Here is an 18,489-nt window from a genome sequence, read left to right on the forward strand (position 1 = left end):
CCGCGGCGTCACGCCGGGTCCAGTTCGACCAGCGGCTGGTCGTACTCGACCGGCTGGCCGTCCTCGACCAGGATCGCGACCACCCGACCGGCGCGGTCGGCGGTCACCTCGTTCATCAGCTTCATCGCCTCGACGATGGCGATCGGCTGGCCCGGCCGGACCAGGTCACCCACGGCGACAAACGGCCGGGCCCCGGGTTCCGGCGACCGGTAGAAGGTGCCGACGATCGGCGCGCGCACCGCGGCGCGCCCGGGGGTCGGCGCCCGGAGCACCGCCGTCGGCGGGTTGGGCGCCGGCACGACCGGCCGCGCCACCTCGACCGGTGTCGCCGGTGCGGCCGGCCGGGGCAGGTCCTCCGGGTGCCACTCGACCTCCAGCACCGCCGGGCCGCTGCGCAGGCGGATCCGGCGCACCGGGCCGGTCAGCTCGGCGATCAGGTGCCGCGCCTGCCGGCGCAACCCGGCCAGCGCCTCCTCGCCGCCCATCGCGTCGCCCGCGCCGTCGCCGTCGGCCGCGCCGTCGCTCCGCCCGCCGGCGTCGGCCGCGCCGTCGCGCACCCCGACACCGTCGGGCGCGACGCCGACCAGGCCGTCGGACGCCTCGACCGTCGACACGTCGGCGGCGGTCATCGCCGACCCGTCCGTGCGCCGACGCGGGTCGCGCCGAAGCGCCGGAAGCGTTGCCGACGCAGCCGGACCAGCATGGCCGGCGGCACGTCCAGCAGCGGCAGGAGGTTGGCCACCAGGGCGGCGCGCAACCGGTGGGCGGTCTCCGCCGGATTCTCGTGCGCGGCGGGCGACGGTTCCGGCACGAGCTCGTCGACCACGCCGAGCCGGCACAGGTCGGGTGCGGTCAGGCGCAGCGCGCGGGCGGCCTGCGGCGCCGCCGACCGGTCCGGCCAGAGGATCGCCGCGCACCCCTCGGGGCTGATCACCGAGTAGACGGCGTTCTCCAGCATCAGCACCCGGTCGGCCACCGCCAGCGCCAGCGCGCCGCCGCTGCCGCCCTCCCCGGTGACGACGGCGAGCACGGGGGTGGGCAGCACGGTGAGGGCGAGGATGTTCTCCGCGATGGCCGCCGCCTGGCCCTGCTCCTCGGCGCTCACCCCGGGGTCTGCGCCGGGGGTGTCCACGAGGGTGACCACCGGCAGTCCGAGCCGCGCGGCGAGGCGCATCAACCGCAGCGCCTTGCGGTGCCCGGCCGGGCTGGCCATGCCGAAGTTGCGGGCCACCAGCTCGGCGGTGGTGTGCCCCTTCTGGTGACCGATGACCATGACGTGCCGGCCGGCCAGCCGCGCCAGCCCGCCCACGACCGCCGGGCAGTCGCCGCCGAGCCGGTCGCCGTGCAGCTCCACGAACCCGTCGAAGACCGAGTCGAGGTAGTCCAGTGTGGTGGGACGCCCGGGGTGGCGTGCCAGCCGCACGGTGTCCCACGCGTCGCGTACCTCCGGGGTGTCGCCGGCCGCGCGGCCCGCGGCGTCCGGACCCACCGGGTCCGCCAGGCGGTCCGGCGCCGCGCCGGCGGTCTCCTGCCGGGGTACGGGTGGACGGGGCGAACGGCCGGCGCGGCACGCGGCGAGCAGCGCGACCAGTCGGGCGCGCAGCGCGCGGCGCTGCACCACCATGTCGACCTGACCGTGCCGCAGCAGGAAGTCGGCGGTCTGGAACCCCTCCGGCAGGGCCCGGCCGGTGACCTGCCGGATCACCCGTGGGCCGGCGAAGCCCATCCGCGCGCCGCTCTCGGCGAGCACCAGATCGGTGTTGGTGGCGAACGACGCGGCCACCCCGCCGTAGGTCGGGTCGGTGAGGACGCTGACGGTGAGCAGCCCCGCCTCGCGCAACGCGGCGATGGCCTGGCTGACGGTGGCCATCTGCATCAGCGACAGCACGCCCTCCTGCATCCGCGCCCCGCCGGAGGCGGTGATCAGGACCAGCGGGAGGCGGTCGTCGAGCGCCCGCTCGGCCGCGCTGGTGATCAGCTCACCCACCGCGCAGCCCAGACTGCCGCCGAGGAACCGGAAGTCCATCACCGCCAGCACGACCGGGTGCCCGCCGATGGTGGCGGTGGCGCAGACGACCGCCTCGGCCAGGCCGGTGCTGGCCCGCGCGCCGCTGAGCCGGTGCCGGTACGGCAGCACGTCGACGAAGTCGATCGGGTCCGCCTCCGGCAGCCGCTCGGGCAGGGGGCAGAGCGAGCCGGGATCGACGAGTTGGCGCAGCCGCTCGGGCGCGCCGAGCCGGGCGTGCTCGCCACACTCCGGGCAGACGTCGAGGTTGCGGCGTAACCGTTTGCGGTAGAGCAGGCTGGCGCAGCCGCCGCAGCGGGACCAGAGCTGCTCGTCGCTCGGCGCGGTCGCCGTCACGGCCGCCGCCCGGTGTGCGGGGCGTCGAACCGGTAGAAGCACCGCGCCATCGCGTCGCGCGGCGAGCGCCAGGTCGGCAGGTACGGCGAGACGTACGGCCGCAGGCGGTCACTGACCCGGACGAACTCGGGGTGGTTCCGAGCGGCCTCCACCGCGCCCTGGGCCGGCTGCGCGGTCTCGAGCAGGTGGACGTAGAGGTCGTGCAGGCGGTACAGCGAGCGGTGCTGGACACCGACCAGGCGCGGCAACTCCGTCGCGTCCGACTCGGCGAATATCTCGGCGACCCGCTCCTCGGCGGTCGGGTCCACCTTCGCGATGATCAGCGATCGGTCCACTTCGGGCCTCCCCCCCACGGCGTCCGGCCGGCGACGGGTGGCCCCCGGACGCACTGGACGACTGCCGACACGATGCGCCGCTCCTCGTCACGGCGGCGTCACCGCGGCACTGCGTACGGCGACGCGGGATGGTGACGCTGCGTTGACGCAACCTGTGCATCAGCTATGCGTTCCCCACGTTCCCCCTAAGACTGTTTTCGCAGTTCAGAACCGCGTTCAGGTTGACTGTCGAGAACGGGCGTCGCACCGCAGCGTTGACTGAAAGTGACTACGATTGATAATCTTCACCCTGGCCGGTCGGCCCGAAGGGGCCGGGCCGGGCCATGATCGGTGGGGTCGACAGTGGCGTCACGGGCAACCGATCCGGGACACAGCAGACAGTCGGGACGAGCGTTCCGCAGGGGGTGCCGCCGTGGCCGCTGATCCGTGCATGCCGACCGCCGGGGACCCGCCCGACGAGGGTGTCTCCCTGCACCTGCTCGGCGGCTTCCGGCTGCTGCGCGAGGCGGTGCCGGTGGTGGTGCCGAAGGGGCTGCAACGGGTGATCGCGCTGATCGGCCTGCGTCCCGGCGCCACCCGCAGCCAGCTCGCCGGGCTGCTCTGGCCCGACGCGTCGGAGGAACGCGCGCTCTCCTCCCTGCGCACCGCGCTGTGGCGCCTCCGGCAGGACCCGTGCTGCCCGATGACGGTGGCCGGCGACACCGTGCGGCTCAGCCCCACCGTCCGGCTCGACGTGGACGACCTGGTCGGCACCGCCGCCCGGGTCCGCGACGGCGACGACCCCCGCACCGCCGCCGGGGCGCTCGCCGCCGGGCGGCACGACCTGCTCCCCGGCTGGTACGACGACTGGGTGCTGCTGGACCGGGAGCGGCTGCGCCAGCTCCGCCTGCACATGCTCGAGGAGGTCGCCGGGCACCACCTGGCCGCCGGACGGCACGGCGAGGCCCTTGAGGCCGCGCTGGAGGCGATGGCCGCCGAACCGCTGCGGGAGACGCCGCACCGGCTGGTGGTCCGCATCCATCTGGCCGAGGGCAACGCGTTCGAGGCGGTGCACGCCTTCTACGTCTACCGGGACCTGCTGCGCCGGGAGCTGCGGCTGGAGCCGAGCCCGGCGATGAGCGCCCTGCTCGACGACACGCTCGCGCCGATCCGCCGGGCCAGCCGGGATGCCGTCACCGACCGCCCGTCACCGGTCGGGCGGCACACGTGACGGTGACGTGACAGGCGCTACGGCACGGTGGGCCCACTGAGCACCTGGCGCCGATCACCGAGGGTCGGGCACGCCATCGGCGGAAGGGGTCCCATGAGTCGTCTACTGATCGTCAGCCGGATCATCCCGGGAGCGGAGGGGCGCGTCGCGCAGATCTTCGCCGAATCCGACGCCACCGAACTGCCCGGCCTGACCGGTGTCACGCACCGATCCCTGTACTGCCTGCACGACCTGTGCGTACACCTGCTGGAGACCTCCGACGTGGACCCGGACGCGCTCGCGACGGCCCGCAACCACCCGCTCTTCCAGCAGGTCAACGAGCGGCTCTCCGCGCACACGTCGCCGTACCTGCCGACCTGGCGCTCGCCCCGGGACGCGATAGCGAGCTGTTTCTACCGGTGGGATGCCACCCACCCGCCGGAGACGCGGCCCGGCGGCGCCGACGTGCCTCCGGCGCGCGCGGCCGGCAGCGAGGCGCCCGCGGCGCACCCGGCCGGTTGACATGTCCGCCGCGCCACCGCACGTCCTGATCATCGGTGCCGGCACGGGGGGCCTGTGCCTGGCACACGGTCTGCGCCGCGCCGGGATCAGCGTCGCCGTCTACGAACGGCACCGGGACCGCGCCGAGGGCCTGCTCGGCTACCGGGTCGGCATCGGCCCCACCGGCAGCCGGGCGCTGCGCGAGTGCCTGCCGCCGGAGCTGTTCGCCACCTTCCTGGCCACCTGCGCCCGCCCGCCGCACTACTTCAACGTCGTCACCCAGGGGCTGCGGCAGACCGCGTCGTTCGCGCTGCGGCCGAACGCCGACCCGGTGCGCACCGAACACTCGGTGGCCCGGATGGTGCTGCGCCAGGTGCTGCTGACCGGCCTGGAGGAGGTGGTGCACTTCGACAAGACCTTCACCCGGTACGAACAGCGCGACGACGGCACGGTCACCGCGTACTTCGCCGACGGCACCAGCGCCACCGGCGACCTGCTGGTGGCGGCGGACGGCACGCACTCGGCGGTGCGCCGGCAGTACCTGCCGCACGCGGTCACCCGCGACGCCGGCACCATCAACATCGCCACCCGGATACCGCTGACCGCGCACACCCGCGGCCTGATTCCGGAGCGGGTCCAGCAGGGCATCTCGTTGATCTTCGGGGTCGGCGGGATGATGGGCGTGCTGCACGTCATGGAGTTCAAGTGGGACGCGAGGCGGGCGATCAAACCGGGCGTCAGCGACGCCGACGCCGCGGTGCTGCGGAACTGGCCCGGACTGGCCCACGACACCACCACCGACAACATCAACCTGATCATCTGGAGCACGGCCCGCCGGTTCCCGGCCGACGTGCTGGACCGCCGCGGCGAGGACCTGGTGGGGGTCGCCCTGGACCTCACCCGGAACTGGCACCCGAACCTGCGGGAACTGCTGAGCCGCGCGGACCCGTCCAGCGCCCTGCCGATCAGGGTCTCCACCTCGGAGCCGGTGCCGCCCTGGAAGAGCAGCACGGTCACCCTGCTCGGCGACGCCATCCACACCATGACCCCGGGTCGGGGCGTGGGCGCGAACACCGCGCTGCGCGACGCCCGGCTGCTCTGCGAACAACTCGGCCGCGCCGCCGCCGGCGACAAGACACTGATCCAGGCGGTCGCCGACTATGAAGCGTTGATGGCGCCGTACGGCTTCGCGCGGGTCGCCGAGTCACTGAACCGCAGCGGCACCAACGGTGACGACCGGATGTACCGGCCGGTGGTGGGGCGACTCGCGCTGCTCGGCGCGCGCGGCTACTTCGGAGTGACCAGTCGGGTACCGCGTCTGCGTCGCCGGTTCGTCGACGACTTCCACACCTACGAGGGCGACCGGGACTGAACCCGCGGCGACCCGACCCGGACCCGGCGACCCCCCGCCGGGCCCGGGTCTCGTCGTGGCACCGGAACGACCATCGTCGCGACGCTCGGTCACGGGATCGGCACCGAATGCGGTGATTGGTCCACCCGCGACCCTATGGGCGGATCCTCTCTGTCGTCGCCGACACGCGTGTGCGAAGCTGCGGCGAGTTTTTCTCGTGACTTTTCCAACGAGGTGAGAGGGAGGTTCGCCGTGGCGTGGTCTATCGGACACTCGCTGATACTGGCGCTGGCGCTGGCGCTGGGCCTGGCCGCCGGGTGGCTGTTGCGCGGCCGGCGGGACGTACAGGGCAGCTCGTCGATAGTGGACGGCGACCCGGTCGCCGGCCTGGCCGTCATCAGCATGCCGACGCCGGCGGCCACCACCGACGAGGCCCCGCGCGCCGCCGCCGTCGACCCGGCACCGGCAGCGGTCGCCGACGAGCCGACGCCTGTCGACACGGTCAGCGCGCCCGCGACGACGACCGATCGCGACGGCCCCGACCCGGTGCCCGTACCGGCGGACGGCCCGAGCACCGTCGACCCGTCGGACATGGCGCTGACCGAGCCCCCGCCGCCGGTACCGGCCGAGCAGCCCGACCCGGCCGAGCTGCGGCTCACCGAGCCTGCCGTCATCACTCCCCGCCAGCCCGCGGACGACCTCCCGCACCCGGCGTCCGTCGGCGTCACCCCGGCCGACAGCCCTGTCGTGACCGATGTCGACAGCCCCGTCGTTACCGATGCCGACAGCCCCGTCGTTACCGATGCCGACGCACCGGCGGATGACGCACCGGCGGACGACGCACCGGCGGACGACGTACGGACGACGGGCGCGGAGCCCGATGACGCGCGGCCCGGGGCCACTGTGGTCGACCCGGCGCAGGCGGCGCAGTCCACCGACGCCGAGCAGGCCGAAACCGACCAGGCGGCACCGGAGCGGTCGGCGGCGGTCGCCACCCCGCCGGTCCGGCCGGCCGACGCGGCGGTCAGCGACGCCGACGTCCAGGCCGACGGGACCGGCCCGGCCGACGACTTCCGCCGCATCCAGGGCATCGGGCCGAAGATGGCAGCCGCCCTGCAGGAGGCCGGCGTGCGCACGTACCGCCAGCTCGGCGAGCTGGACGAGCCGGCGCTGCGCGACCTGATCCGGGCCGCCGGCCTGCGCGCCGCGCCGGGGCTGGCCAGCTGGCCGCAGCAGGCCCGCGTCCTCGCCGGGGCCGGCGACGAGATGGCCGGCGTGCTGCCGACCGGCAACCAGGCCTGACGCCACCCGCCGAGGGCCCGGCGGTGATCGACTCGCGTTCCTGGAAACCGGGGCCTCCGGTTCGCTCGGACACCCCGACGTCAAGGAACCCGAGGCGATCACCGCCGGGACCGGCCGAGGCGATCACCGCCGGGACCGGCTGAGGCGCGCGCCTCCGTCGGGGGACGGCGGGGCGGATTTTCTGACCGGCGCCTGCCCGATCGTTACCGTCGGTGAGGGTGGACCGGAGGGGTCCATGACGTCGACCGGTTCCGCGGGAGGAACCCGTGCACCTCGCCGCGCCGGAACCCGGTTCGCCGCGAGCCAACCACACGCCGGTGCGCGACCCGGAGGGTCCCCGCCGGGTGACCCTGCTCGAACTCTTCTTCGACCTCGTCTACGTGGTCGCGTTGGCGCTCATCTCCCGTCACCTGGTCGATGGTCTCGACTGGCACCGGGCCGCTGAGGCGCTCATCATGTTGGCGGCCGTCTGGTGGACCTGGGCGATCACCACACTGGTCACCGACCTGTACGACCCGGAACGCACCGAGATCAAGCTGCTGATCAGCGCCGTGATGTTCGGCGCCCTGCTGATGACCACGGCCATCCCGGAGGCCTTCGACGACCGGGGGCTGGTCTTCGCCGGCACCTATGTGGCGATCCACCTGGGGCGCGGGCTGTTCCTGATGCCCGCGGTACGCCGTCAACCGCAGACCGAGCGCCGGGCGATCCGCATCTTCGTCTGGTTCACGGTGTCGGCGGTCCCCTGGCTGACCGGCGCGTTCGTGGGCGGGGACGCCCGGCTCGCCTGCTGGGCCGTCGCGCTCGCCATCGACTACGTCGGCTTTCGGCTCGCGTACCCGGTGCCCGGTCTCGGCGTGGTCCCGGAGCAGCAGCGCAACGTCACGGCGGAGCACCTGTCCGAGCGCTACCAGCAGTTCTTCATCATCGCCCTGGGCGACGCCATCCTGACCATCGGCACCATGTTCAGCGTGGTGCACAACGAGGCCGAGAACATCGGCGCGTTCGCCGTGGCGTTCCTGACCACCCTGCTGCTCTGGCGGATCTACGTGCACAAGTCCGGCGAGCTGCTGCCGACCGCCATCCAGGCGGCGCGGTCACCGAGCAAGTTCCTGTTCAGCGCGCCGTACACCCATCTGTTGATGATCTCCGGCGTGGTGACCACGGCGTCCGGCTTCGACCTGGTGCTGCACGAGCCGAGCGGGAGGACCCCGCCGGCCTGGCTGGCGGTGATCCTCGGCGGTCCGGCGCTGTTCCTGGCCGGCCGGGCCTCCTTCGAGTACGAGGTGTTCAGCCGGGTGTCCTGGTCCCGACCCGGTGGCGTGCTGGCGCTGTTGACCATCGCGCCCTTCCTGTTCACCCTGCCACCGATAGTCGCCTCGCTGGGGGCCCTGCTGGTGCTGGCGGGCGTGGCGTTGGCCGACTTCCGGCGCAGCCACGGCAAGCCACCGGAAGCGCCCTCGCCGCCGCACTGAAGCGAGCGCCGGCACGCCGAGCGCCACCCGAGAGGCGACAGGCACTAGCCGACCAGCGCTTGCGCGTACTCCCGGACCCGCAGCCGTTGCCCGGCGCCGCCGGCCAGCCGCACCTGGAGGCCGAGCGGCGCGGCGGCCCGGCGGACGTCGTCCACGTGCAGCGAGCCGTGCCGGTCCACGGTGAGCACCGGCGGCTCCTCCAGGTCACCGACCGGCGCGTGGAAGGACAGCAGGGTCGCCGAGGTGGTCAGATAGCCCGGGTACGCGGCCCGCGCCGCCGCCTCGTCGCGGTGCAGCAGCAGCACCAGGTCGTCGAGGTGGGCGAAGTCGTCGACGAGGCCCGTCGCCTTCCAGTGCGCCGGCTCCTCCGCCGCGCCGGTGTGCTGCCGGGACCGGTTCGCCGAGGTGATGTAGAGGTGATCCGTTCCGGTCTCGGCGAGCGCCCGCTCGAAGAAGGCGTTGGCCGGACAGGTCAGCCCCGGAGCGATCACCTGGGTGGTCCGCAGCCCCTGGTCGACCTGGGTGAGATGCGCGGGTAGCCGCTCCGCCGCCGGCCCCCGGAAGCCGAACGGACCGGCGCCGTAGAGGGCGTCCATCAGGGCCCGCACCCGACCGACCGGCAACCGTGGCGAGATCCGCGTCCAGTCGAACATCCCCGGAATCCGGCCGATGACCGTGGTGACGCTGCCGACCTGGTGCGCCGGTCGGCCCTTGGCGAGGTTGACCCGGCGTACGGTGGCCGCGTCGGGACGCGCGACGATGGCGTAGAAGTTGGCGAACGCCGCCGCGACGATCGCTCCGCCGGCCAACGCGCGGGCCGCGACCGCGACGTCCTCGGGGCGGTCGATGTACAGGGGCGGTGTCGGGGCGTCCATGAGTCCTCCTCGGCGGGGGCCGTGAGGCAGTTCTACGTCCATCGACCGGTACGAGGATGAGGTCGGTCGGCGATCCGATAGCCGCTCCCCGGTACCCCGTGCGGGCGGCGGATGTCCGGGCGGTACGCAACGGCGGACGGCATGGGCCGGACGGACGACCCGGGGGCCGCGGCGCGGCACCGTTAGCGGCGTGACCCGATTGGGTACAACGGCTGCACCTCAGATCCACCACATACCTCAGGAGGCAGCGATGCGCGGCAGTTCGATTCTCGGAGTCATCGTCGTGATCTGGTTGTTGATCGGCGCTATCGCCGCCGGGCAACGCGGCTACTACAGCGGCGACGACACCAACTGCGCCGAGGCCGGCACGATCCTGGTGACCATCGTGGCCGGGCCGTTGAACTACATCGGCGCCAACCCGAAGATCGACTGCAAGCTGCCCGAGCCGTCCAAGTAGGACGGACGAACGTCGGCCCGTGCCCCGGGACCAGGGGGCACGGGCCGCTGCGTGTGAGTCGGGAGACCGGCGGTTCAGGAGTGGTAGACGACCAGGGCGCACCGGCCGGAGATGTCGTCCGGGCGGACGGCTTCCTCGACTTCTTCGCGGGCGACCTCGCCGGCCGCCTGCGCGCGGCCGGCTGACCCGCCCGGACCGGGCCGCCGGGCTGGCCGAGGCCGCCGGGCCGGCCCACCGACCGCAGGGGGTACGCGGCGAGCCGCCCCGACGGGTCGTCGGAGCGGCTCGCCGCAGCGCTCGGGATGGCTGCCCGGACCGGTCAGCGGAAGCAGTGCGCCACCGGCACCTGGCTGCCCGCGCAGTTGGTCGGCTCGTTCTCCACGACCACGCTCTCGTCGTCGATCTTGACCTGGGCGTGCGTGGCGAAGATGCCACCGGGCTGCGCCGTCGCCGCGTTGCGGGTCACCTTGCTGCGGTAGAGCGCCACCGAGCCCGCCGTGGCGTAGATGCCACCGCCCCTGGACGCGGCGCCCACCGCCTCGTTGCGGGTCACGTCGCTGTCGCGGATCAGCACGTTGGCCTTCTCGGCGTAGACACCGGCCCCCAGGCCGTGGGTGGTGTTGCCCTCGACCACGCTGTCGTCGAGCGGCGTGAGGCCCTGCACCGTCGAGATGCCGCCACCGTTGACGGTGGACGTGTTGCCGCGGATGGTCATCGTGCGCATCACCAGCACCGCGTCGGAGTTCGCGGCGCCGCCGCCGACCTGTGCGGTGTTGTTCAGCAGCTCGGTGTCGGAGACCTTCGTCCGGGCCGAGAAGCTGGCCAGCCCGCCGCCCTGGCCGGCGCTGTTGTGGGTGAACGAGACGCTCTCCACGTCGGCCGCGCCCCGGTAGTTGCCGAGCCCGCCGCCGTACGCGTTGGCGCTGTTGCGGTGGAACTCCGAGCGCTTCAGCGTCAGCACGCCGCCGTTGAGCAGGCCCCCGCCCTTGCCCGCGGCGCCGGAGGCGCTGTTGCCGACGAACGTGGAGTCGGTGACCACCATGTTGCCGTCGTTGAAGAATCCCCCACCGCCGCCCTCGGGCGACAGCGACGTGCTCTGCGTGACGGTGACCCGCTCCACCACGGCGGTGGCGCCGTGCACCACGTGCAGGCTGCCGCCCTCGACGGCGGAGCGGCCGTTGCGCAGTTCCAGGTCCCGCAGGGTCAGCTCACCACCGTCGCGGACGGTGAAGAACCGGAACGGGGCGGCCTGGGCGTCCCGGGCGATGGTGGCGCCCGCGCCGTCGATGGTGATGGCCTGGTAGATCACCGGCAGGCCGGCGGTGTCGTCGGCCGGGTTGCGCTGCGGCGCCTCGGCGTCGCCGGGAGTCTCCGCGGCGTCGGCCGCCTCCCGCGCGTCGCGGATTCCGCCGTCGTACTGGTCGGTCTCGTGGAACGCCTCGGTGAGGGTGTAGTGGCACCGGGGCGCCAGGCGCAGCTCCGCCCCACCCTCGGCGTTGGCCGTCACCAGCGCCGCCACCAGCTTCGTGGCGTCGCACGGCACCGACACCACGCCCTTCTTGCCGGTGCCCGGGGCGGCCGGCCGGGACCGGTCGGCGTCCTGGGGCTCACGCTGCCGACGGTCGTCGGCACGGCGGTCGTCGTCACTGCCGGCCGTCGGGGTGAGCCGGCCCAGCCCGGAAAGGCTGAGGGCGCGGTCGGCGGCGGCGGCCACGCCGGCCACGCCGGCCGCTCCCACGACCAGACTCCCCACCAGCAGGCCGCTGGCTAAGAACCATCGGGACCGCCGTCTGGGTCGGATGTCGCGGTCTCCCGCTGGGTTCGTGGACATCAACGGTGCCTACCTTCCTGCCTGCCTGACGTGTCCGCGCGCCGATTCGGGCGCGGGAGGTGCGACGTGCTGTCGACCACCAAACGTCACGATAGGTCCGCAATACGGACAGGAAGGTGTGAACGTGAATAGTGCCTCGATTCATCTTTGCCAGTGGCAGAGCGGACGGCGCGGTCATCCGCCGACGTGGATCCCGGGCCGCCGCAGCGGGTCCGGCTCGGTACGGCGGATGATCTCGCGTACCACCGGCGGCGTGTCGCCACGACCGAGGATGAGGTAGCGCGCCAGGTGCGCGATCGGACTCCCCTCGGACCACTCGAAGTGCGCGTGCGGTCGTACCCCGGTGGCGTCGCGCAGGGCGAGCAGGATCGCGGCGATCGCGTTGGGGGCCGCCGCGCTGTTGGCCCGCAGGACCCGGAATCCGCCCACCTCGATCCCGTGTACGCGCAGCACCTGACTGAACTCCGACGGGTCGACCACCTCGATCTCCAGGAACAGCACGTCCGCGGCCCCGGGCACCGGGTTCATCCCGCGCTGCGCCCGCTCCTTGATCGTGTACTCCTTGACCGACCCCCGCTGGCGCTTGTTGGCGATCAGGTGCAGCTGCCCGTCGTGCGCCAGCGACTCGGCGATGAACCGGCGGGCCGGCTCGTCGAACTCGATCCGCTCGGCGCGCAGCTCGGTCGTCCGGGTCACCCGGGAGACCAGGGAGACCACGATGATGCCGAGGATGAACAGCGCCGAGATGGTGATCCCGTCCGGTTGCTCGATGACGTTCTCCAGCAGCGCGTACAGCAGGACCAGGGTCAGCGCGGTGAAGCCGAGCGCGGGCGCCCGCCGGCGGTGCCGGGCCGCGGTGATCAGCACCGCCACCGCGCCGGAGACCATCATCGCCAGGATTCCGGTGGCGTACGCCCCGGCCTGCGCGTTGACGTCGGCCTGGAAGGCGATGGTGATGGCGACGCTGACCACCGTGTAGACGATCACCACCGGGCGCACCGCGCGGGCCCACTCCGGGGCCATGCCGTACGAGGGCAGGTAGCGCGGCACGATGTTGATCAGCCCGGCCATGGCTGAGGCCCCGGCGAACCATAGGATGAGCACACTGCTGAGGTCGTAGACGGTGCCGAACACCTCGCCCAGGTAGGTGTGCGCGAGGAACGCCAGGGCCCGGCCGTTCGCGGCGCCACCGGGCCGGAACTCCTCCTCCGGGATGAGCGCCGTGGTCACGAAGGTGGTCGAGACCAGGTAGACCGACATGATCAACGCCGCGGTGGTGAGCAGTCGACGGGTGTTGCGGATGCGGGCGGCGAGGCGGGCCTCCCGGTCCGGCCCATCCGCGGCCACCAGGGGCATCATGCTCACCCCGGTCTCGAAACCGGACAGCCCCAGCACCAGCAGCGGGAACGCCAGCACGGCGGTGAACAGCACGTCCGCCGGCCCACCGCCGCTGCTGGTCACGGCGGCGGTCCAGCCCGACAGGACACCCGGGTCGCCGGCGATCCGGATCACGGCGTCCGCCACGATCACCGCGTTGAGCACCAGGAACACCGCGACCAGCGGGATGGCCACGATCACCGCCTCCCGGAAGCCGAGCAGGAACACCCCGCCGAGGACGAGCAGCAGCGCCACGGTGACCAGCACCGGAACGATGCGGTGATGCATGACGTCCGGCAGGTACGGGTTCTCCAGCAGGTGCACTGTGGCGTCGGCCGAGGAGAGGGTGATCGTGATGATCCAGGAGGTCGCCACGAAGCCGAGCAGCACCAGGACGAAGATCTTGCCCCGCCAGAACGGCAACAGGCGCTCCAGGATCGCCACCGAGCCCTGGCCGTGCGGGCTCTCCTGGGCCACCCGCCGGTACATCGGCAGCATCCCGAACAGGGTGAGCGCGACGATCAGCAGGGTCGCCAGCGGGGAGAGCACGCCGGCCGCCACCGCCGCGATGCCCGGCAGGTACGACAGGGTGGAAAAGTAGTCCACCCCGGTCAGGCACATCACCTGCCACCAGGCGTGCCGACGGTTCTGCCCCTCGGCCGTCTCGGGGCCGGGCGGCTGCACCCGGTGCTGGAAGAGCCAGCGGCGCAGCGGGCTGGTCGGGGGCGCCGACCGGGCCGGGGTCGGCACGTGGTCGGGCACCACCACGCCCGGCCGGCCACCCGGGTGCGGGCGGGCCGGATCGCGGGCCGCCCGCAGCGCGGGGTCCGGCCCGGTCGGCGCGTGGCGGCGTCCGCCCCAGCGTCGTGGTTTCGCACGGTGCTCGTCAGCCATCGCCCGTCCCACCCTCACAGGTCCTGCTCCGACGGTAGGTGCTGTGGCGGGGTCCGGCCGGCCGAACCGGGGAGCCGAAGGGCCTGGTCAGGGCGGGTCCACGACGGCGAGTAGCCGGGCCGGCGCGGACGGGTCGGCGACTGTCGCCCCGCTCGCCGGGCACGGTCGGAGCGCGGATAGCGGCGGGCCAGCGGTCATCGGGCGCCGGGCCGGGCGACGGGTCGTGAGACCGGGTCGCCCGGTCGCAGGGGGCCGGGCCGCGCGGGTCGTGGGCGGGCGGCGGGGCGGCGCCGGGCCAGGGCGGTCATGGCGCGGGCGTACCCGATCCGGGGCAGCCGACACCCCTGGATCCTCGCGCCGTCGACGCGCTGCCGGGGTTGTTCCCACCGCCGGCCGACATCCCCCGGGCCGACCGACGGTGGCAGACGGTCGATACCCCCCGGAGCCGACCGGCTGTACCCCACGGGCCGACCGAACCCGGTCGGCCGCACGGGGCGGAACTGGTGGGACGCGTCCCCGCGCTCCGCGTCCCCCCACGGGGCGAAGCGCGGGGACCCCCCGTCCCGGCTACTGCAGGAACGCCCCGAGGGGCGACAGCAGCAACCGGCCGAGCGCCGCGGCGTTGTCGTCCAACCGCGTACGCTCACACTCTCGGGCGTCCGGATCGTGCCGGCACCGCCAGATCTTCTGCGCGTTACGCCAGGCGACGTCGCGCGTGTACTCGACCAGCTCCCCCTGGTACCAGTCGTCGATGTCCCCGTTGAGCATGTCGATGAGCAGTTGCCACCGCTCCAGGTAGCCGCGGCGCAGGGAGGGGATCTTGTCCGCGAAAATGTTGTTGATCTCCAGGTAGTCGTGGTGCTGGTCGCTCCCGTCGACCGGCTCGGACTCCAGGTGGTCGAAGGTGGTCACCAACGCGAACGGCAGGTCGAAGTTGATGTGCGCGTTGACCCCCGCCGCCGCCGACGGCAGCGGGCGGGCGTCCGGGCCGCGCATACGCTGGAAGAGACACGACCACGCCTTCGGGGTCCCCGGGCTGGAGTCGGTCCACAGGCGCATCGCGTCGAAGTACCGGGCGGCGAACTCGACGTCGAGCCGGGAGAGGAAGACCGGATCGACGAAGCGGTCGTCGTACAGCCCGTCGAGCACGCTGCTGGTGATGGTCAGATAGAGCCTGTTGAAGTCGGCGAGGGGACAACTGGCCTCCAGCGGAGGCAGCCGGACCAGCATGTCCTGGAGCTTGGTCAGATGATCGACCACGGCCGGCACGTCAGCGGGGTGATCGGCGAGCAGGTCGACGATGTCCCGGTGCACGGGCCCCCAGACCGGTTCGGTCATCTCTCCTCCAGGTGGTCGCCGGCACCCCGTGCCGACGTCGACGCGGGTCAGCCTCTCAGCCGACACCCACTCACCGGATCAGTAGAACGACGTATCCCGGCACGCATACCTGACTGCGGACTACGTCGTCGGTCAGGACCGCTGGTTACGTAGCTGGATGGCACTGGCCTGGACGCGGGTGCGGACCTGGAGCTTGTCGAAGATGTGCGACACGTGCACGCCGATGGTCCGCTCGCTGATGAACAGCCGCTGCCCGATCTCCCGGTTGGTCAGCCCTTCCGCGACCAGCGCGAGCACCTCCCGCTCCCGTGCGGTGAGCGCTGTCAACTCGTCGTCGGACGTCGCGGCCGACACGCCCCGGGAGCCGGCGGTGGCGTCGTGCTCCTCCAGCGAGACCCGGGCGCGCCCGGCCAGCTCGCGGATCTCCGAGGTCAACGGCACCGCACCCAGGCCCTGCGCCACCCGGTACGCCTCCCGCAACAGCTTGCCGGCGGTGGCCACCCGGCTGCGCCGCGCCAGCAGCGCCTCGGCCTGCCGCAGCCGCGAGTACGCCGCCGGGTACGGGTGCTGGCGTCGGTCCCACTCGGCGGCCGAGGCGGCCCACAGCTCCGGGTCGCTGCCGTCGAGACGGCTCACCTCGGCGGCGCAGAGGGCCAGGAAACCCTCGACCACCGAGCGCACCGGGCGAGCGGCGCCGGCGCTCTTGCGGGCCACCCGATCGGCGGCGGCGCGCAGCCGGCGTACCGCCGTCGGGTCCACCTCCACGGTGCGACTGGCGTGCGCCTCCGCCTCGGCGCGCAGCCCGTGCCAGACGAGCGCGGAGATGATCATCACGTCGTCGGAGCGGCTCTCGGTGAGACCACGCTGCACCGCCGCCCGCGCCACGTCGTGCCGGCCCTCCCACATGGCCAGTCCGGAGCGCAGGGTGAGCAGCGGGATGACGTGCCGCGCCCCGCCGCCGGCGAGCAGGGTCGCCACCGCGTCCAGGTCCCGGTCGGCGGCCTCGATGTCGCCGTAGCCCACCGAGAGCCGGCACCGGGCGAGCAGCAGCTCGACGGCGTCCGCGCCGGACGGCCGGTGCCGCAGGGCGACGGCGACGACCTTCTCCGCCTCGGCCCACTGGCCCACCCGGAACAGCCCGTTGATGGCGATGGCCAGCAGCCGGGTGCCCCAGGTGCGACCCAACCCCAGCTCGGCCACCCGCTCGGCGCCCCGCCGGGCGACCACCACGCCCTCTTCGAGGATGTTCAGCGGCCCGGTCAGCAACTCCGCCAGGTGCAGGTACGCGCAGGCCACGTCCTCGGGCTGACCGGCGCGCTCGGCGGTGTCCAGGGCGTCGCGCATGACCGCCAGGCCGGCGTCCGGGTCCTCCAGGTAGGCGTCGCTGAACCCCAGCGCCGAGCTGGCCAGCACGACCTCGGTGGTCGAGCCCTCCACGTTCTCGGCCAGGGCCAGCGCCTCCCGGGCCCGCTGGCCCGCGTCGGCGTACCGGCCCAGGTGCAGCAGCAGCTCGGCCAGGCGCGCGGCGGCGGTGGCCCGGTCCCGGGCGGAGCAGTCGGCCGCCGTCAGCGCCCGCTGGTACTCCTCCTCGGCCAGCGCCGACCGGCCGGCGGCGGCCAGGTAGCGGGCCCGGCGGATGCGCAGCGCGCAGGTCGGCTCGCCGCCGCGCAGCTCGGCGAGCTCCTCCAGCAACGCCAGCGCCCGGGCGTGCTCGCCGCAGTGGTGTGCCGCCTCGGCGGCGCTCTCCAGCAGCTTGACCCGGTCCACCGCCAGCGGCCCCGGGTCGGCGGCCAGTTGCAACGCCGCCGACCAGTGCCGGTGCGCCTCGGCGTAACCGTGCAGCCGCTCGGCCTCCTGCGCGGCGGCCACCGCCGCGGGCAGGGCGCGGGCCGGCTCGCCGGCCAGCCGCCAGTGGTGCGCCAACCGGGCCTGGTGCAGCTCGCCCGGCGCCGCGGTCAGCGCCTCGGCGTAGCGGCGGTGCAGCCCGGAGCGCTCGGCGGGGAGCAGCTCGTGCGCCAGCACCTCGGCGACCAGGCGGTGCCGGAGCCGGTAACCGTCGTCGGCGCCGACCAGCAGCCGGTGCGCCACCGCGGCGCGGGCCGCCGCGATCAGCTCGTCCTCCGGCATCCGCAACACCTCGGCCAGCAGCCAGTGCTGCACCGGCTCGACGCCGGCGGCGACGGCGTGCACCACCGCGTGCGCGTGCTGCGGCAACGCGTCGACCCGGTCGAGGAAGATCTCCCGGAGGGTCTCGGACAGGCCGTCGCGGCCCTCGCGCAGATCGCGGGCCAGTTCCTCGATGACGAACGGGTTACCGCCGCTGCGCTGCCAGACCTGCTCGGCCGCCTCGGCGGTCAGCGAGCGGCCGACCACGGCGGCGGCCAACTCCTCCGTCTCCGCCCGCCCCAGCGGCGCCAGGTCCAGCACCCGCACCGTCCGCAGTCGACGCAGCTCGGTCAGCACCCGGCGCAGCGGGTGCGCGCCCTGCAACGACTCCGCACGCACCGCCGCCAGCACCGAGAGCTGAAGGTCGCCCAGCCCCGCCAGCAGATAGAGCAGGAGCTGCCGGGTGCTCCGGTCGACCCACTGCAGGTCGTCGAGGATCAGCACCAGCGGTCTGCCCTCGGCGATCAGGTGCAGGCCGCGGGAGACCCGCTCCAGCAGCGCGCCCGCGCCGTCCGGGCCGGCGGTCTCGTCGGCGAACACCTGCAACAGCCCGCGCACCGCCGACGCGGTCCGGGCGTGCGAGGCGGACACGTCGGCGTCGAACCGGCGTAACGCCTGCAGGAGCGGGTGCAGCGGGGAGGCGTCACCGATGTCCAGGCAACTGCCGGTGAGCACCACGGCGCCCTGCTCCCGTAGCCAGTCGCCGACCTCACCCAACAGTCGGGTCTTTCCCACACCACTCTCGCCGGTCAGGAAGACCGCGGCGGTCTGCCCGTGCGCGGCGTCACCGAGCATCGCGGACCGAACCGTCTGCACCAGCTCGGCCCGGCCCACGAGCGGTGCGGTGTCCACATCGCTGGCCATGCCACGCAGCCTAATCACAGGTCCCCGCACCGTTCTACGGCCATCGGTCGCTTGTGGTACTCCTCGCGTCGACTTCGCGACTAAAGGTTGAAGGGTCGCCGGTGGCGGACATACGTCGTTCGGCAGATCCCCCGGCACCCGGGAAATGCCAGTCTGCGGAGGTCAGCTGGCA

General features: G+C 73.5%; 14 protein-coding genes. 6 read left to right on the top strand and 8 right to left on the bottom strand.

Annotated elements, in window-relative coordinates:
* Positions 1-8 precede the first annotated feature (8 nt).
* The 3 genes from accB to O7634_RS26315 are packed head-to-tail and all read right to left on the bottom strand — an operon-like array spanning position 9 to position 2,697.
* Positions 9-629 carry an acetyl-CoA carboxylase biotin carboxyl carrier protein gene (accB, locus tag O7634_RS26305; RefSeq protein ID WP_278152801.1) on the bottom strand — a complete coding sequence of 207 codons (621 nt, stop codon included), beginning with the start codon at positions 627-629 and terminating at the stop codon, positions 9-11.
* Positions 626-2,362 carry an acetyl-CoA carboxylase carboxyltransferase subunit alpha gene (locus tag O7634_RS26310; protein WP_278152802.1) on the bottom strand — a complete coding sequence of 579 codons (1,737 nt, stop codon included), beginning with the start codon at positions 2,360-2,362 and terminating at the stop codon, positions 626-628. Before O7634_RS26310 ends, accB begins: the two co-directional genes overlap by 4 nt.
* Complete coding sequence (locus O7634_RS26315) at positions 2,359-2,697, bottom strand: TcmI family type II polyketide cyclase (RefSeq protein ID WP_278152803.1); 339 nt, start codon at positions 2,695-2,697, stop codon at positions 2,359-2,361. Before O7634_RS26315 ends, O7634_RS26310 begins: the two co-directional genes overlap by 4 nt.
* Positions 2,698-3,109: 412 nt before the next feature.
* Between O7634_RS26315 and O7634_RS26320 the strand changes: the two genes are divergently transcribed.
* The 5 genes from O7634_RS26320 (at position 3,110) to O7634_RS26340 (ending at position 8,515) form a co-directional block, all read left to right on the top strand.
* Entirely contained in the window at positions 3,110-3,907 is a 798-nt protein-coding gene (locus O7634_RS26320) for a BTAD domain-containing putative transcriptional regulator (protein WP_278152804.1), read from the top strand.
* Between the two features lie 93 nt (positions 3,908-4,000).
* Positions 4,001-4,408: a TcmI family type II polyketide cyclase gene (locus tag O7634_RS26325; protein WP_278152805.1), complete on the top strand. Its 408-nt coding sequence runs from the start codon at positions 4,001-4,003 to the stop codon at positions 4,406-4,408.
* Between the two features lies 1 nt (position 4,409).
* Complete coding sequence (locus O7634_RS26330) at positions 4,410-5,759, top strand: NAD(P)/FAD-dependent oxidoreductase (RefSeq protein WP_278152806.1); 1,350 nt, start codon at positions 4,410-4,412, stop codon at positions 5,757-5,759.
* A gap of 231 nt (positions 5,760-5,990) precedes the next feature.
* On the top strand, positions 5,991-7,040 hold the full coding sequence (locus O7634_RS26335; RefSeq protein ID WP_278152807.1) for a hypothetical protein: 1,050 nt from the start codon (positions 5,991-5,993) through the stop codon (positions 7,038-7,040).
* A 317-nt stretch (positions 7,041-7,357) separates the two neighbouring features.
* Positions 7,358-8,515 (top strand): low temperature requirement protein A, encoded by a 1,158-nt coding sequence (locus O7634_RS26340; protein ID WP_278152808.1) that lies wholly within the window; start codon positions 7,358-7,360, stop codon positions 8,513-8,515.
* Between the two features lie 44 nt (positions 8,516-8,559).
* Here O7634_RS26340 and O7634_RS26345 read toward each other — a convergent pair whose 3' ends face one another.
* Positions 8,560-9,390, bottom strand: coding sequence for a hypothetical protein (locus O7634_RS26345; RefSeq protein ID WP_278152809.1), 831 nt, complete (start codon positions 9,388-9,390; stop codon positions 8,560-8,562).
* 250 nt (positions 9,391-9,640) lie between these two features.
* Here O7634_RS26345 and O7634_RS26350 point away from each other — a divergent pair, with 250 nt between their 5' ends.
* The gene (locus O7634_RS26350) at positions 9,641-9,847 is read left to right on the top strand and encodes a hypothetical protein (RefSeq protein ID WP_278152810.1); all 207 of its coding nucleotides are present in this window, start codon (positions 9,641-9,643) and stop codon (positions 9,845-9,847) included.
* 319 nt (positions 9,848-10,166) lie between these two features.
* Here the strand turns inward: O7634_RS26350 and O7634_RS26355 are convergent, their stop codons facing one another.
* The 4 genes from O7634_RS26355 to O7634_RS26370 form a co-directional block, all read right to left on the bottom strand.
* Complete coding sequence (locus O7634_RS26355; protein WP_278152811.1) at positions 10,167-11,678, bottom strand: hypothetical protein; 1,512 nt, start codon at positions 11,676-11,678, stop codon at positions 10,167-10,169.
* A gap of 174 nt (positions 11,679-11,852) precedes the next feature.
* Complete coding sequence (locus tag O7634_RS26360) at positions 11,853-13,949, bottom strand: amino acid transporter (RefSeq protein ID WP_278152812.1); 2,097 nt, start codon at positions 13,947-13,949, stop codon at positions 11,853-11,855.
* A gap of 567 nt (positions 13,950-14,516) precedes the next feature.
* A complete protein-coding gene (locus O7634_RS26365) occupies positions 14,517-15,287 on the bottom strand; it encodes a DUF5995 family protein (RefSeq protein WP_278152813.1) in 771 nt (256 codons plus the stop codon).
* A gap of 132 nt (positions 15,288-15,419) precedes the next feature.
* Positions 15,420-18,317, bottom strand: coding sequence for a LuxR family transcriptional regulator (locus O7634_RS26370; RefSeq protein WP_278152814.1), 2,898 nt, complete (start codon positions 18,315-18,317; stop codon positions 15,420-15,422).
* Between the last annotated feature and the right edge of the window lie 172 nt (positions 18,318-18,489).

It is taken from the genome of Micromonospora sp. WMMD1120 (genome assembly GCF_029626235.1).
Lineage (GTDB): Bacteria > Actinomycetota > Actinomycetes > Mycobacteriales > Micromonosporaceae > Micromonospora.